Annotated in this window: 12 protein-coding genes and 1 pseudogene; 1 reads left to right on the top strand and 12 read right to left on the bottom strand. The window is 48.5% G+C overall.

The window, feature by feature from the left end; translation table 11 throughout:
• Positions 1 to 30 precede the first annotated feature (30 nt).
• The 11 genes from FD23_RS00285 to FD23_RS00235 form a co-directional block, all read right to left on the bottom strand.
• A complete protein-coding gene (locus FD23_RS00285; RefSeq protein WP_052933701.1) occupies positions 31 to 1,809 on the bottom strand; it encodes an oligopeptide ABC transporter substrate-binding protein in 1,779 nt (592 codons plus the stop codon).
• A gap of 136 nt (positions 1,810 to 1,945) precedes the next feature.
• Positions 1,946 to 3,712 carry an oligopeptide ABC transporter substrate-binding protein gene (locus FD23_RS00280; protein ID WP_025895404.1) on the bottom strand — a complete coding sequence of 589 codons (1,767 nt, stop codon included), beginning with the start codon at positions 3,710 to 3,712 and terminating at the stop codon, positions 1,946 to 1,948.
• A 164-nt stretch (positions 3,713 to 3,876) separates the two neighbouring features.
• Complete coding sequence (locus FD23_RS00275) at positions 3,877 to 4,782, bottom strand: ABC transporter permease (protein ID WP_044880479.1); 906 nt, start codon at positions 4,780 to 4,782, stop codon at positions 3,877 to 3,879.
• 10 nt (positions 4,783 to 4,792) lie between these two features.
• Positions 4,793 to 5,752, bottom strand: coding sequence for an oligopeptide ABC transporter permease (opp4B, locus tag FD23_RS00270; RefSeq protein WP_025895405.1), 960 nt, complete (start codon positions 5,750 to 5,752; stop codon positions 4,793 to 4,795).
• Between the two features lie 3 nt (positions 5,753 to 5,755).
• Positions 5,756 to 6,712, bottom strand: a complete 957-nt coding sequence (locus FD23_RS00265; RefSeq protein ID WP_025895406.1) for an ATP-binding cassette domain-containing protein — start codon at positions 6,710 to 6,712, stop codon at positions 5,756 to 5,758.
• A gap of 9 nt (positions 6,713 to 6,721) precedes the next feature.
• Positions 6,722 to 7,723: an ABC transporter ATP-binding protein gene (locus FD23_RS00260; protein ID WP_025895407.1), complete on the bottom strand. Its 1,002-nt coding sequence runs from the start codon at positions 7,721 to 7,723 to the stop codon at positions 6,722 to 6,724.
• A 237-nt stretch (positions 7,724 to 7,960) separates the two neighbouring features.
• The gene (acpP, locus tag FD23_RS00255; protein WP_003611988.1) at positions 7,961 to 8,203 is read right to left on the bottom strand and encodes an acyl carrier protein; all 243 of its coding nucleotides are present in this window, start codon (positions 8,201 to 8,203) and stop codon (positions 7,961 to 7,963) included.
• Between the two features lie 61 nt (positions 8,204 to 8,264).
• Positions 8,265 to 9,257 (bottom strand): phosphate acyltransferase PlsX, encoded by a 993-nt coding sequence (gene plsX, locus FD23_RS00250; RefSeq protein WP_025896258.1) that lies wholly within the window; start codon positions 9,255 to 9,257, stop codon positions 8,265 to 8,267.
• Between the two features lie 25 nt (positions 9,258 to 9,282).
• The gene (recG, locus tag FD23_RS00245) at positions 9,283 to 11,322 is read right to left on the bottom strand and encodes an ATP-dependent DNA helicase RecG (protein ID WP_025896260.1); all 2,040 of its coding nucleotides are present in this window, start codon (positions 11,320 to 11,322) and stop codon (positions 9,283 to 9,285) included.
• Positions 11,322 to 12,986: a DAK2 domain-containing protein gene (locus tag FD23_RS00240; RefSeq protein WP_025896261.1), complete on the bottom strand. Its 1,665-nt coding sequence runs from the start codon at positions 12,984 to 12,986 to the stop codon at positions 11,322 to 11,324. Before FD23_RS00240 ends, recG begins: the two co-directional genes overlap by 1 nt.
• A gap of 19 nt (positions 12,987 to 13,005) precedes the next feature.
• A complete protein-coding gene (locus FD23_RS00235) occupies positions 13,006 to 13,368 on the bottom strand; it encodes an Asp23/Gls24 family envelope stress response protein (RefSeq protein ID WP_002879711.1) in 363 nt (120 codons plus the stop codon).
• A 175-nt stretch (positions 13,369 to 13,543) separates the two neighbouring features.
• Here FD23_RS00235 and rpmB point away from each other — a divergent pair, with 175 nt between their 5' ends.
• Positions 13,544 to 13,729, top strand: a complete 186-nt coding sequence (gene rpmB, locus FD23_RS09055; RefSeq protein ID WP_002879709.1) for a 50S ribosomal protein L28 — start codon at positions 13,544 to 13,546, stop codon at positions 13,727 to 13,729.
• Between the two features lie 100 nt (positions 13,730 to 13,829).
• On the opposite strand, the pseudogene FD23_RS00230 reads toward rpmB, so the two are convergent.
• A pseudogene (locus FD23_RS00230) lies at positions 13,830 to 15,399 on the bottom strand (ATP-binding cassette domain-containing protein).
• Between the last annotated feature and the right edge of the window lie 26 nt (positions 15,400 to 15,425).

Genomic DNA, 15,425 nt, shown 5'->3' with positions numbered 1-15,425 from the left:
TCCGGCAAATGGACAAAACAGAGTCGCAGATTATTTTTTATAGCCGATTTTATACCATAATGGATGGCTGTTGTTCATTTCTGCCGGTTCATAAGAGAAGTTGACCAGCTGCTTGTTGATGGCTGTAATCTTGTAGGAACTGGTCAAAGGAATTACAAAGGCTTGCTCTTGCATGTACCTTTGCCACTTTTTGAAGACCTTGATCCGGTAGTCGATGTTAAAGGCGGCATCTGAGTCCATCGCTTCCAAAAGCTGGGTATTGGTCTTGGTAGCAAAACGCTCCAGGTTGTACTGGGTCCCCGCCCCGTAGATGCCATTTTGGGAAGGCTCATTGTTTAAAGTCCAGCCGGCGATGAACATGTCGACTTGGCTGTCATCTTGGAAGAGCAGGTTGTAAAAAGTATTGAATTCCAGCAGGTGGCCAGTGGTCAGTTTGACGTTTAAGCCAATTTCTTTCCACTTCTTAATGTAGTTGTTGATGATCTTGCTTTGGCTGGCGTCACCGGTCATGGCAGCCAGGTGGATCACCAGCTTATGCCCCTGCGGGTCACGCCGATATTTTTCCCCCGACCGGAGCTTGTAGCCTGCCTTGTCCAAAAGCTTTTTCGCCTTAGCTGGGTTATAAGGATAACCCTTGCTCTTGTCATCGTAGTAGTCGCCGAATTGCGACGGGATCAAGCTCTTGATGCGGAAGGTCAAGCCAGACGTATACTTGCGCTGGATCTGGGTGACGTTCATCGCGTAGCCAATAGCCTGTCTCAGAGACTTATTGGCCATCTTGGAATTCTTATTCATCTTGACTGAGTTGGTCTTCTCGTCCCACTTCCCCAGCTTGAAGCCCAGATAGTTGTAGCTCAAAGGAATCGTGGCCACGAACCTGTAGTTTTTGGTAGTCCTGATCTGCTGCCACTGGGAGTTAACAACTTCGATGATGTCGTAAGTTTTTTCTTTAATGGCCGTGGAGACCGACTTTGGCGAAATAATGGAGATGGTGATCTTGCTCAAGCTCGGCGTCCCCCGCCAGTAGTATTCATTGCGGGTCCAAACCACCTTCTGGCCCGCTTCAATGCTCTGGACCTTGTAAGGTCCAAAGTAAACAGGCTTTTTGCGGATTTCGATGCAGGTTCTCAGCTTGCTGAAAGGCACATTCTTAAGGTAGTGATATGGCAGGGCAGATTCCCAGAAGTAGCCGTTACCGGACTTCAGCATCCCCGGGTGCATTTCTTTAAAGTGAATCACGACCTTGCGGCCATTTTCCCCATCCGGCATTTCGATCCCGCTGATCGTCTTGTCTTTCCCGTCATGGTATTCCTTCAAGCCCACCACATCCTGCAGGGAAGAAGTATAGTGAGAACTTTTTGTAGCCTTGTTGGCAATTACTTCATAGGCATATTCCACGTCTTTAGCCACGACCTGCTTGCCGTCAGACCACTTGACCCCTTTTTTTATATTAATGGTGATCTGCTTGGCCTGCCGGTCCAGGCTGAAGCTTGCCGCCCCGCTGTCTGTGATATTGTAGCTGTTGTCCGTGTCAAATAAAGATTCAGAGCCAAACTGGGCCAAAGTGGCATCAGTTGTTGAATCAGCCAGTTCATCAGAAAAAATCCCCGTGAAAGGAGTATCAGTTTCTAAGGCTACCTTGATGCTACCACCCTTTTTCGTCTTGGCAAAGCTGGTAGCCACTGGGAACTGCATGGCATCTTCTGCCCCGCTGTTGCCATTTTGCTTGCTTTTATCCGTCTTTTGCCCGCAGGCCGCCAGACTTAGGGCCACTAACAGGCAAAGCGTTATTTTCGTTAGTCTTTTCATCAATCAAGAGTCCTTTTGCTAAATTGCTACATAATATAGTTTACCATAACAAAAGGGGCAAGACCGGGTCCTAAGCCGGGAGAACAGAAAAAAGAGGAGGGAAAACCTCCTCTTTTGAGAAATTATTTATTATCTCTTACTTCTTAAAGCCAGTTTCGTACCACAGGGTAGCTGCCTTTGATGGCTTAGTTGAGTAGTTGACCAGCTTGCTGTTAACCGCAGTGATCGAGTATGAGTTAGTCAAAGGAATTACAAAGGCTTCCTTTTGCATGTATTGTTGCCATTCGTGGAACTTTTGTACCCGGTAGCTGTGGTTAAAGGCCTTGTCACTGTTCATTTCCTTCAGCAGCTTAGTGTTTTCACTAGTTGCAAAACGGGTAAAGTTGTAAGGAGCCTTAGGACCGTAGAGGTCATCTTGGGTAGGTTCACTGGACAGGGACCATGCGGCCATGAAGACGTCTACTGATGGGTCATCGTTTCGTACCTTGTCATAGAAGGAGTTGAATTCGATCAAACGGCCAGTGGTCAAAGTTACGTGCAGGCCGATCTTCTTCCATTGCTGGATGTAGTTTTGCACGATTGCTTCCTGGTTTGGAGACCCACTCATGGCTGCCAGGTGGATGGTTAACTTCTTGCCATTTGGATCCCGGCGGTAGGTTTCACCCTTCTTCTTCTTGTAGCCGGCCTTGTCCAACAAAGCGTTGGCCTTCTTGATGTTCAGTGGGAAGCCCTTCACGCTCTTGTCATAAAAGTCACCGAAGGCTTCTGGCACTAGAGTCTTAACTCTGAAAGACAAGCCTTGGGTGTAGTGCTGGGTTACTTCATCAACGTTCATGGCATAACCCATGGCTTGACGGAGATAGCGGTTGCTCATCTTAGAGTTCTTGTTCATCTTGACTGAGCCGGTCTTCTTGTCCCACTTGCCGACCTTGAAGCCCATGTATGAGTATGACAATGGAATTTGGGCAACGAAGTTATAGCCCTTAGTCCCCTTAACTTCCTTCCATTGGGAGTTAACAACGTCGATCATGTCAAACTTCTTGGACTTGATTGACTGGGAAGCAGAGTTTGGTGAGATTACTGAGATGGTGATCTTGTCCAGCTTGGCCTTGCCACGGTAGTAGTAAGGGTTTCTTACCCAAGTAGCTGATTGGCCCCGGACCAGCTTGGAGAGCTTGTAAGGACCAAAGAAAAGTGGATTCTTCCGGACCTTGTCACTGGATTGCAACTTGCTGAACGGTACATCCTTCAAGTAGTGGTAAGGTGCGGCATATTCCCAGAAGAAGCCGTTACCGGACTGGGTCATGCCTGGTTTCATTTCCTTAAAGTGCAGAACCACCTTGCGCCCGTTTTCACCATCAGGCATTTCGATCCCGGAGATCTTCTTGGACTTGCCATCGTGGTATTCTGCCAAGCCGACGATGTCGGCAAGTGAGCTGGTGTAGCGGGATGACTGGCTGGCCTTGTTGGCGATGATTTCGTAAGAGTATTCAACGTCCTTGGCAGTTACCTGCTTGCCGTCAGACCACTTGACCCCCTTCTTAACTTCGATAGTGACCGTCTTGGCCTTCCGGTCCATCTTGAAGGTAGCGGCACCCTTGTTATTGATCTTGTATTGATCATCGGTTGCGAACAGACCTTCATTCCCAAAAGCCATAAAGTCTTGGTCATATTGGCTGTCAGAAAGTTCGTTCAAGAAAACACCCTTGACTGGCGTGTCAGATTCTTCTGCGATAGTGATGCTGCCGCCCTTCTTGGCAGTTGCAGTTGCCGTAGCTTCCGGGAATTTCTTGGCATCCTTAGCCCCGCTGTTGCTGGAGCTGGAGCTGCTCTTGCCGCAACCGGCCAGCAAAGCTGCCCCGGCCAGAAGTACTCCAAATGTTCCGAGCATTCTTCTCTTCATAATTTAATTTACCTCCACACAATATATTCAAAAGATAAAACACACAGCATATGAATAGTTATCGAGATAGCAATTCACAAAGTTTATCTTTCATGCCTTTTACTTTAACATTTTCATTTTTAAAAGTCAATGAGAAATTTAATTTAATGCTAATTATTTTAATTTTATCTTTGCCGGGCGTCGCCAGCCTTTTGCAGGGCCTGGCCGACATAGTTGATGCTCAAGCAGATCACCAAAAGCAGGACAGTTGCCGGCAGCCAGAGCCACGGCCGGTCAATGATGTTAACCGGGTCATTGGCAAAACCGATCAAGGTCCCCAAAGATGGAATCTTGGTTGGCAAACCATAGCCGATGAAAGACAGGCCAGTTTCAATCCCGATGTTGCCGGAAACGCTCAAAACGACATCTATGATGATCATTGATGCAATATTTGGCAGAATTTCCTGGAACATGATCTTGGTATTTGAAGAGCCTGAAGTCTTAGACGCCAGAACATAGTCTCTTTCTCTTTGTGACAGAATGAATGACCGGTAGTATCTGGCTTCACCCGTCCAGCCGAACATCGAAATCAGCAGAACCAAAGTCATGGCATTATAGTTTGGCAGAACCGTTACCAAAACGATCAAAATTGGCATTTGCGGCAAAATCTGCACGAAGTCGACGATTCTCATGATGATGGAGTCAGTAGTGCCGCCATAGTAGCCGGCTACAAGGCCGACTATTAAGCCAACCAGTTCACAGAAAAGAGTGACCAAGAGACCAATCATAATCGAGTTGCGCCCGCCCATGATCAACAGATTCAAAATATCCCGGCCACCGTCATCAGTTCCCAACAAGTGGCCGTTTTGTCCCCAGCCGGCGTATGATTCCAAAATGTGCATTTCAGTAACCTTGCTGCTGTCAAGGAATAAAGAACCGCCAAAGGTAAGTAGCAAAATAACGACAATGGTGCAAAAGGCTATAGTCGCAGCCTTGCTTTTAAAAATTTCTCTAAAAGTAATCTTTAAAGCGGATGGTGGAATTTGGGCCCGGTCATCCTGCTTCTTTTTACCAACAGTAAATAAAGCCATCATTTCACCTCTACTTCACGCGAATTCTCGGGTCAACCAGACTCATGATAATGTCAGACAGCAGGTTGCCCAGCAGGGTCAAGGTCCCGAAAATCATAATCAAAGCCGTCAAAGTGGTATAGTCACGCTGGCTGATTGAGTCAAGGAAAAGCTTACCCATCCCCGGGAAGGAGAAGACCGTTTCAATGATCAGTGACCCGCCAAGCAGACCGGTGATGGTGTTCCCCATAAAGGCAGCGATCGGGAGGAAAGAATTCCGCAAGATGTGCTTGTTGAAGACGACTTTTTCCGGCACGCCCTTGCTACGGGCAGTCTTAACATAGTCTTCCACCTTGTTGTCAATGATCCCGGTTCGCAGGTATTGCACTGTCCCAGTCGTGGCGATGATCGCATAGAGAATTGCCGGCAAAATCATGTGCTGCAGGCGGCTAAAGAAAACTCCCCAGAAGCCACTGGCATTGGCGGCAACCGTCCCGCTGATCGGAAACCAGCCCAGAGTAAAGCCGAAAAGCCAAAGGCCCAGCAGGTAGAAGACAAAGCCTGGGATAGCATATGTCACGTAGTTAAAAACTGAGATTGCCCGGTCCTGCCATTCACCTTCATGCTTGCCGGCGCTGATCCCCATCGGGATAGCAATGCCGTAAAGAAAGATGGTTGACAAAAGCGAAAGCCAGAAAGTGTTCTGGGCCCGGTCGGCAATCAAAGATGCTACTGGGACGTGCTGGATGTAGCTTTGCCCCAAATCACCATGCAAGAGGTTCTTAATCCAGCGTACGTATTGCACCGGTACCGGGTCATTCAAACCATATGCCTGCTTTAAGCGGGCAATTTCCTTAGGACTTGAGTTAGGGTTGATCAAACCGGTAAAGGGATCCCCTGGCATCATTTTGGCCAGCATGAAGACAATAATGCTAAGCAGGATCAATTGCGGGATCATGATCAAAACCCGTCTTAATACTGTTTTCCACATTTGCTATTCTCCTCCCCTGATCTGCTCTTTAGGCAGGGCAACCTGGTGGTTGGGGCCAACCTCGGTCAATGGGTAGACCCGGCCATCTGCATCATACCAGTTTGCCTGGTCCTGCAAAAATTCCCGTTCGATTTCCCGCCGTCTAGCCGCGTGTTCCGCCCGGTGTTCAACATCAACCTTCGGAATCGCGGACAAGAGGCGCTTGGTATAAATGTGCGCCGGATTCTTGTAAATTTCTTCCTGGCTGCCCACTTCCACCAACCGGCCCCGGTGCATGATTGCCAGATTTTCTGACATGTGCTTGACCACACCCAGGTCATGGGAAATGAACAAGAAGGCAATGTTGTACTGCTGTTGGATGTGCTTCATGAAGTTCAAAACCTGGGCTTGAACTGACAAGTCCAAAGCACTCGTTGGCTCATCGGCCACGATTAATTTCGGATTAGTGGCAACTGCCCGGGCAATCCCAATTCTCTGCCGCTGACCACCGGAAAATTCATGGGGAAACTTGTAAATCGCGTCACTTGGCATTCCGACGATGCTCAGCAGTTCCTGGACCCGGTCACGTTCCTGGTCAGTGGTCAAGTTTTCAAAGTTCCGGATCGGTTCTGCGATAATGTCTTCAATCCGCTTGCGGGGGTTAAGACTGGACATGGAGTCCTGGAAGATCATCTGCACGTCCTTGTTGTAGTTCACCTTCCGGCGGACGGATTCCTTGGTTATGTCTTCACCCTTGTAGAGAATCTGCCCGCTGGTAACCTTCTCCACGCCAACGATTGCCTTGCCAGTCGTGGACTTGCCGGAGCCTGATTCACCGATCAAGCCATAAGTTTCCCCTTCCTTGATTGAAAAAGAAACCCCGTCAACTGCCCGGACATAATCAGTAATTCTGTTCCAAAAGCCCGACCGGACTGGGTAGTGGACTTTCAGATCTTTAACTTGGATAATTTCTTCTGCCATACTTGCTACCTATCCTTCATCTTGAAAGTGGAAAGTTTTCCAGCAGGTGCAGCGGACAAAGTGATTTGGCTCAACTTCGTGCAGCTGCGGGTCTACTTCATGCGCTTCAGCTGGAATCCAAGGAATTCTAGCCGCGAAGCGGTCGCCGGTCCGCGGCATGTTTTTCAGTGAAGGAACAGTTCCCTGGATTACATGCAGGTCATCCTTGTCACCATCTGACTGTGGAATGGAATTTAACAATGACCGGGTGTACGGGTGCAAAGGATGAGTAAACAAAGTTTTCACATCAGCTTTTTCTACAATTTGTCCCGCATACATCACGGCTACTTCATCAGCCGTTTCCGCTACAACGCCCAAGTCGTGGGTGATCAAAATGATGCCAGAGTCCGATTCTTTCTGGATCTTCTTGAGCAGGTCCAGGATCTGGGCTTGAATGGTCACGTCCAAAGCAGTCGTTGGTTCGTCAGCAATGATAATTTCCGGCTTGCAGGCCACCGCCATCGCGATGACAACTCTTTGCCGCAAACCACCGGAAAGTTCATGCGGGTACATGTCATACATGGCTTCCGGCTTAGGCATCCCTACTTGATTGAAGAGTTCAATCACCCGGTCGCGGCGCTGCTGCTTGTTCATATCCGTATGGTAAAGCAAGGCTTCCGCTACCTGGTCCCCAACCTTCATCAAAGGGTTCAAACTGGCCATCGGGTCTTGAAAAATCATGCCAATATTGTTGCCGCGAACTTGGTTAAACAAATCCTCACTCAAATTGACCAAGTTCAGGTTCTTGTACCTAATTTCTCCTTCGACCCGGGTGTTTTTTCGGTCATACAGGCCAACGATGCTGGAGACAATCGTACTCTTGCCGCAGCCGCTTTCGCCGACAATAGCCAAAATTTCGTTGCACTTGAGAGTAAAACCGATGCCATCAGCCGCGTCATAGAACTCGCCCTGCAGGCGGTAGCCGGTATGAAGCTTTTCGACGTCTAGTAAAACGTTTTGCTGATTATCCAACTTTTTTCTCCTTCAAAATAATTATTAGTCAGTATTTTTAATTATTTTCCAGTGTTTTTTAGTTATTTCTTCATCGTTTCTGCCAATCCACATCATAATCATTAAATTATTGTTTGCTTTTTATCATATTTGCCGCCATTTCTTGGAAAGAGACCACAAAAAAAGCATTTGCCGCAGATCTTTCTTTGGCAAATGCTAATTAAATATTAGTTGTTTTCATTTCGTTTTCAATGCACTTTAGCCTTGGTGGCTCTTGATGTAAGCTACCGCGTCAGCGACTGTGATAATCTTAGCAGCGTCTTCATCAGGAATTTCAGCGCCGAATTCGTCTTCCAGCTGCATGATGAATTCTACCAAGTCGATGGAGTCAGCGTCCAGATCCTTGGTAAAGTTAGTGTCCATAGTGATTTTGTCTTTGTCCAGCTGGAAGTTGTCAGCGATCAAAGTGGCAATCTTGTCAAAAATTTCTGCTTCAGTCATTATTCTTTCTCCTATAATTTCTAACTGCCCGCTTGCTTGGGCTATTTTCTTTTTCTTATCCTTACTTGCTGAATTCTTGCTTAAAGGTATTTGTTAAGTCTTCAGCCAAAATCTTGTCGATCTGCTTAACCGCGTAGTAGACGGCCCGGGCGTCTGACCGGCCATGCTGCTTGACGACTGGTGAGTTTAAGCCGAGCAAAACCGCCCCGCCATACTTGGCCGTGTCAAAGCGGCTGGCTACAGACTTCAAGGCGTCTTTAGCCAGCAGGGCCCCCAGCTTGGCCTTAACACCATTGTTCAAAAGGCCGTCTTTCAGCATGTGGATGATGACGCTGGCCGTTCCTTCGATGCTCTTTAAGACCGCGTTGCCGGTAAAACCGTCTGTGACCACAACGTCGGCCTTTCCTTGCAAGAGTTCGTGCCCTTCAATGTTGCCGGTGAAGTTCAGGGAGCTGTCCTGCAAGAGCTGGTAGACTTCCTTGTGCAGGTCGTCGCCCTTGTCAAATTCAGCCCCATTGTTTAAAAGAGCTACTCTTGGCTTGGAAACGCCACGAACCTTTTCCGCATAGTAGGAGGCCATTTCCGCCCATTGCAGCAGGTATTCCGGCTTGCTAGTAGCATTAGCGCCAACGTCAATGATGTTGAAGCCGTCATCTGAAGATTCAACTGGCATGGTCGGCATGAGGCCTGGCCGGGCCACGCCCTTGATTCGGCCGACAATGAAGATCCCGCAGGTTAACAGGGCCCCGGTATTGCCTAGTGACAGCAAAGCGTCTGCCTTGCCTTCCTTGACCCAGTTAACTGCCACGACCATGGAAGAATCCTTCTTGGTCCGCATGGCCTTGACTGGCTCATCTTCATCAAGAATAACTTCCGTGGTGGCCACGATTTCGATCTGGTCATCGCCTGCTGGCAGCAGCTCTTTCAGCTTTCCTTCATCGCCGAAGAAGATAAACTTGTCTTCCGGCAGTTCAGGCTTGGCCTTTAAAACTGCTTCTACAATCGCCTCAGGAGCGTTTTCCCCGCCCATGGCGTCAATCGCGATTTTTCTCATCAATAATCTCTTTTTCTATATTGGACTAAGCTCTCGCTTGTACGATTTTCTTATATTTTATCACAGCTTGCAGGTCTGCCAACTTTTCTGCTTTCAGGTCCGGATCAGCCTGGACGATCCGCTTGGCCTCATCCCTGGCTACCACCATGACCTGGTAGTCGCTGACAACGCTGCCCGTCCTGAATTCCGGCAGGCCTGACTGAGCCTTGCCAAAGAGGTCACCCTCGCCCCGCATCTTGAGGTCTTCTTCGGCGAGCTTAAAGCCGTCGTTAGTTTCAGCCACGATCTTCATTCGCTGCTTGCCGGCTTCTGTCTTCGGGTCAGCTAAAAAGACGCAGTAGCTTTGCGTCTGCCCCCGGCCGATCCGGCCACGCAGCTGGTGGAGCTGGCTTAAGCCAAAGCGGTCAGCGTCAAAGATAACCATCAAGTTGGCATTGGCCACGTCAACGCCAACTTCAATCACGCTGGTAGTAACCAGAATATCGACCTCCCCTGCCGCAAAGCGGTCCATGATCTGCTCTTTGTCAGTTGCCGCCATTTTCCCATGCAAAAGGACAACTTCCTGGTCTGGAAATTCGCCGGCCAGCCTGTCGTGCAGGGCTTCAGCATTTTCCAGGTCAATCGTTTCCGACTCACTGATCAAGGGCGTAACCGCATAAATCTGGAAGCCTTCCGCCAGTTGCTGGCGCATCAATGAATACACCTCATCTAGCTGGCTGCTGGTCTTCCAGTAGGATTTAATCGGCTTACGGCCGGCTGGCAAGTGTCTGATTTCTGACAAGGCGGTGTCGCCATAAACAGTCAAGGCCAATGAACGGGGAATCGGGGTCGCCGTCATGGCCAGGATATCCGGCCGGTCCCCCTTGTTGATCAAGGCCAGGCGCTGGACAACGCCAAAACGGTGCTGCTCGTCGATAATAACCAGGCCCAGCTTTTTAAAGGACACTTGCTCTTGGATCAAGGCATGGGTGCCGATCACCACATTAATGCTGCCATCAGCCAGCTCCTTGTAGATTTCCCGCCGCTCCATGGTTTTAGTTGATCTCGTTAAGAGGGCCACCCGGACGCCGAAATCTTCCAGCATGGCGGAAATTTTGTGATAGTGCTGATTGGCCAGAATTTCAGTTGGCACCATCAAGGCGGCCTGGTAGCCAGCTGTCACTGCCCCGTAAATGGCAAACACGGCCACTACGGTTTTCCCGGACCCAACGTCCCCCTGAAGAAGGCGCTGCATCTGCTGGTCAACAAACATATCGGCAAAAATCTCATTAATCACCTTTTTCTGGTCAGGAGACAGGGCAAAAGGCAGAGACTTGGTCAGCTTGCCGATTTCTTCCAGGTCGTAATGCTTGGCATAACCACTGTGGCTCTTATTTTGGCTGGACATCAAGGCCAGCTGCATTTGAAAGAGGAAGAATTCCCGAAAAACAGCGCTTCGGCGGGCCTCCTTAGCCTCAGTCAGGTCTTTAGGGTGGTGCATGGCGATGACCAGGTCCTGGTCAGCCATGAGCCGGTAGTGCTTCCGCAAGTCCTCTGGCACAGCATTGCCCATCTCATCCATGCTTTCGGCAATCGCTAGGTCGATCATGGTCTGCAGCTTCTTTTGCTTGATCTGCCGGTTGACCGAATAAATCGGCGCCATCCCGTCATCACTGTTTTTATTGGCTAAGAGCTTATAAGCTGACAGGCACTGCTTTCTCAGGTCATATTTGCCATAGACGGCGATTTCCTGGCCCACGCTCAGCTGCTTGGTCAGCCATGGCTGGTTAAAAAAATTGACCATGATAATATCATGATCAATTCGTAGTTTGAAGCTGACCCGGCTCTTGTGGTAGCCAAAGTAATTCTGGTAGGGGTTGGTGGCCACGATCCCCTTCAGCATGACCTTCTGTCCGTCCTCCAGCTGGTCCAGCGGCAGGTTCTCCAGTTCGTCATAGCGGTAAGGGAAGTAGAAGAGCAAGTCGTAGATGCTATAAATGCCCAGCGACTGCAAAGCTTCTGCCGTCTTGGCCCCCACGCCCTTCAAGGCCGTCACCGGTCTGAAAATAGCTTCGTTTAAAGTCATTATTCTACAGAAATCAAGAAGTTGTAAACTGGCTGGCCACCGTCGTGAATTTCGAATTCGTAGTCATCATCTTCGTGAGCTGCTTCCAGGCGGTCAACAACTGCCTGGGCTTCTTCTTCAGTAGCATCGCTGCCGTACATCACGGTCACGATTTCAGAGTCTTCATCCAGCATCTTTTCTGTCATAGCGACAGTTGCGACAATTGGATCAACGTCGTCAACCACAATAGTGCCATCAACGATACCAATGAAGTTGCCCTTGTGGATTTCAACGCCGTTGATTTCAGTGTCACGGGTTGCCCGGGTTACTTCACCGGACTTGACAGAGCCAAGTTCATCAGTCATGGCTTCAACGTTCGCGTCAACACTGGCTTCCGGGTTGAAGGCCAGCATAGCAGTTAAACCTTGCTGGATAGTCTTGGAAGGCACGATGCCGACTGGGATTTCAGCAACTTCAGCAGCCTGCTTGGCGGACATGATGATGTTGCCGTTGTTTGGCAGGATGATCGCCTGCTTGGCGCCAGACTTGGTGATGGCGTCCATGATGTCTTGAGTTGAAGGGTTCATGGTTTGCCCGCCGGAGATGATCCGGTTGACCCCTTCGCTTTCAAAGAGCTTGCGGACACCGTTGCCGGAAGCCACTGCGATCACTGCAAAGTCAACGCTTTCTTGTTGTTCTTGCTCGTTGTCAACGATCGTTTCGTGCTGAATCCGCATGTTGTCGATCTTGATCTTGCCCAATTGGCCGAATTGTGACCCGTAAAGGAAGACCTTGCCTGGGTATTCAGTGTGAACGTGAACCTTGGCGATTTCTCCGTCAGAAACTGCTAAGAGGGAGTCACCCAGTTCTGACAGGTAGCTTCTGAATTCTTCCAGGTCGAATGGCTTCTTGTTTGGCACGTCAGCCTTGAGGTCAACCATGATTTCAGTACAGTAGCCGTTGGCAATGTCGGAAGTTGCCAGTTGCCCTTGCACTGCCTGGTGGTGGGTAGCGTTGATCAAGGAGTTCATGTCGTCAGCATCTGGCACGTACTTGTCATCGAAGTTTTCACCCAAAAGGCCTTCCAGGAAGCCTTCATAGATAAAGACCAGACCTTGGCCGCCGGAGTCAACCACGCCGACTTGCTTAAGAACTGGTAGCAGGTCAGGAGTGCTCTTCAAAGCTTCCTTGGCGCCTTCAACGATCGCCTGCATTACTTCTTCTACATCATCGGTTTCATTTGCCTTGTTAGCACCTGCTTGAGCGCCGACCCGGGCCACAGTCAAGATGGTCCCCTCAACCGGCTTCATCACAGCCTTGTAGGCAGTAGCTACACCATTGCTAAAGGCATTTGCCAATTCCTGGGCGTTCAAAGTGGTCTTGCCTTGAGTTGCCTTGTAGAAGCCGCGGAAGAGCTGGGAGGTGATAACCCCACTGTTGCCGCGCGCGCCCATCAGCATCCCCTTAGCCAGGCTTTCGGTCAAGTCGCCGACACTGCTGCTTGCGTTTTCGTAAACGGCCTTAGCCCCGCTTTCCATCGTGAGATTCATATTCGTGCCAGTGTCGCCGTCAGGAACTGGGAAAACATTTAGATCATTGACGAATTGCACGTTCTTGCTCATCCGGTGAGAGGCAATCCGCACCATGTCTCTAAATTCTTTACTGCTAATTTCACTTAAAACCAATATTGAATCCTCCACTTATCTAGTCGTCGAGAACCTTTACACCTTGAACAACGACGTTGACCGCCTTGGTGTCGATCCCCAGCTGGCTTCTTAAGTTATATTTGACACTGTCTTGTACATTACGACTTACTTCAGAAATTTTCAAGCCGTAGCCAACAATAATATAGACATCAACAGTTACTTGATTTTCGTCAGACTTAACAACGACGCCGCGCTTGTAGTTTGCCCGACTCAAAATGCTGTCGACTCCGTCTCTGATGGCATTCTTGGATGCCATACCGACAACGCCATAGTTAGACGTAGCTGCACCACCAACAACAGTTGCAATTACACCGTTTGAAATATCAATCAAACCATACTTTGTCTTGATTTTAACAGCCATGTTTATCCTCCGTCTTATTTCCAATATACATCCTTATTTTATCATAACGAGATCAAAAGCTAACAGTTCCAACTTTATTTTCTGGAAAATACTTTTCAAAATAATAATTGAAAAAGGTCAAACTTTATGGTAAAGTCTAATAGTATGACATGACATGTAAAGGGGGTTTAGCAGCATGGCAAAAGATTTCGTAACCGGTAAGAAGACCACTTTTGGTAAAACGCGTTCACACGCTTTGAACTCATCAAGTCGTTCTTGGAAGCCAAACCTTCAAAAAGTTCGCATTCTTGTAAACGGCAAGCCTAAGCGCGTTTGGGTTTCAACCAAGACTTTGAAGTCTGGTAAAGTTACCCGTGTCTAGTGACGAAACGAGCCCGGTAGATCAATGATCTGCCGGGTTTTATTTTTGACAAAAATTCATCAGCAATAAAAACAGGCGGCTCATTGAGCTGCCTGTTTTGTTACTTCTCGGCTAAATTGACCACCCGGTCAAACATAGCTATTTCTTCATTTGAAATCTTGTGAGCTACTTCGATTACGGTGCCAGGGAAATTCTGTAGAATTGTCTGGTGAATTTGCTTTGATAAGCGGGGATCCAGGGCTGAGGTCGCTTCATCGGCCAATAATACCGGCCGCTTGGCCAGCAGAGCTCTGGCAATTTCCATCCGCTGCCCCTGACCGCCGGACAAGTTTTTGCCTTCTTTTCCGACTTGGTAGTCCAGACCTTTTTCCTCAATCAAGCTGGTTAAACCGGCTTTTTGACAAACTGCCAGCAGGTCTTCCCGGCTGACTTCCCTGTAAAGAGATATTATATTCGATTGTATCATCAAGAATATAAGGCTTCTGCTGGACAAATGAGAAGTACTCGTGGTCCTTGCTCCAGTCACCATTGGCGTCTTCACCGTTGATCTCGTAATCTCCATCTGCCAGCTTGATCCGGCCAACCAAGACGTTAAGCAAGGTTGTCTTGCCCCAGCCAGACGGTGCTTCCAGCAAGACTTTTTCACCATTTTTAACAGTCAAATCGAGATTGTTTAAAAGCTTCCGGTCCCCTCTTTGCACACTTGCATCGTCTAAAGAGAGTTCCTTAAATTCATCCCGGTCCGCAGCACTTTCTTTTGCTGTAAAATCTGCCACGGCAGTAAACTTTTCCCAGATCGGATTGCTGGTTTTAATGTCATTGACCGAAGAAAAGATACCGACAATCGGATTGATAAAGTTGTTGGCCAGCTGGGAGATCATCATGAAGGTCCCCAAAGTGATCTGCCCTTGAGTCACAAAGTAGATCCCCAGGCTGAAAGGAATGATCATGCTGCAGACGTAGGCAAAGGAAGTGATGACTTCTGTTGTCACCATTTCCACCTTTTTCATCTTGGCCAGGGCCGTTTCCATTCTCTGGCTGTAGTGGAGCATTCTACTGTAAATACTGTCTTCAGCGTCATAGAGTCTGGCAAAAGCGGCAAAATTGATGGTGTCCGTCATTGCCTCAGTATATTTGCTGTTCTCCCCTTCCCAGGCAGAAGAAGCAGCTTCAATTTTTGGCCCGAAAATATTCTGCAAAAGGCCGGGAGCCAGGGAGGCGACCAGGAAGATCAAGGATAAAGCCCAGGAAGACAGCATGGCTGCCGCAAATGCCGCGATAAACTGCAAACCATTGAAAATAATATCCAGTTCAGCTTCCACCCGGTGACTTTCCACCTGCTTGAGGTCATTAGTCATAAAAGACAGGTCAAATTTGGGATTAGAATTATCTGAATACAACAAATATTTTGTTGCCTGCTCCTTGATTTTCAAGTTGACGTCCTTAATTATATTCGCCTGCATAATTTGGTAGATTAAGGCCAGGAAGGCAAAAAGGACAATACCCACAACCGCTTTAATAGTTAATTGTAATAAACTCCCCTTAGGATTTCCGGCAAAATTAATGAATTCCTGGAAGACATAAGCGATAAAAACTGCCTGCAGTGCCTTGGCGGCGGCGAAGACCGCAAAGACCGGCAACTCCCACTTGCTAGCATATTTTAACGTCATTTCTTTCCTCCTCATTAAATAATAAA

The sequence above is a fragment of the Lactobacillus delbrueckii subsp. delbrueckii DSM 20074 = JCM 1012 genome (genome assembly GCF_001433875.1).
Classification (GTDB): Bacteria; Bacillota; Bacilli; order Lactobacillales; family Lactobacillaceae; genus Lactobacillus; species Lactobacillus delbrueckii.
This window is presented reverse-complemented; position numbering and strand designations above follow the sequence as displayed.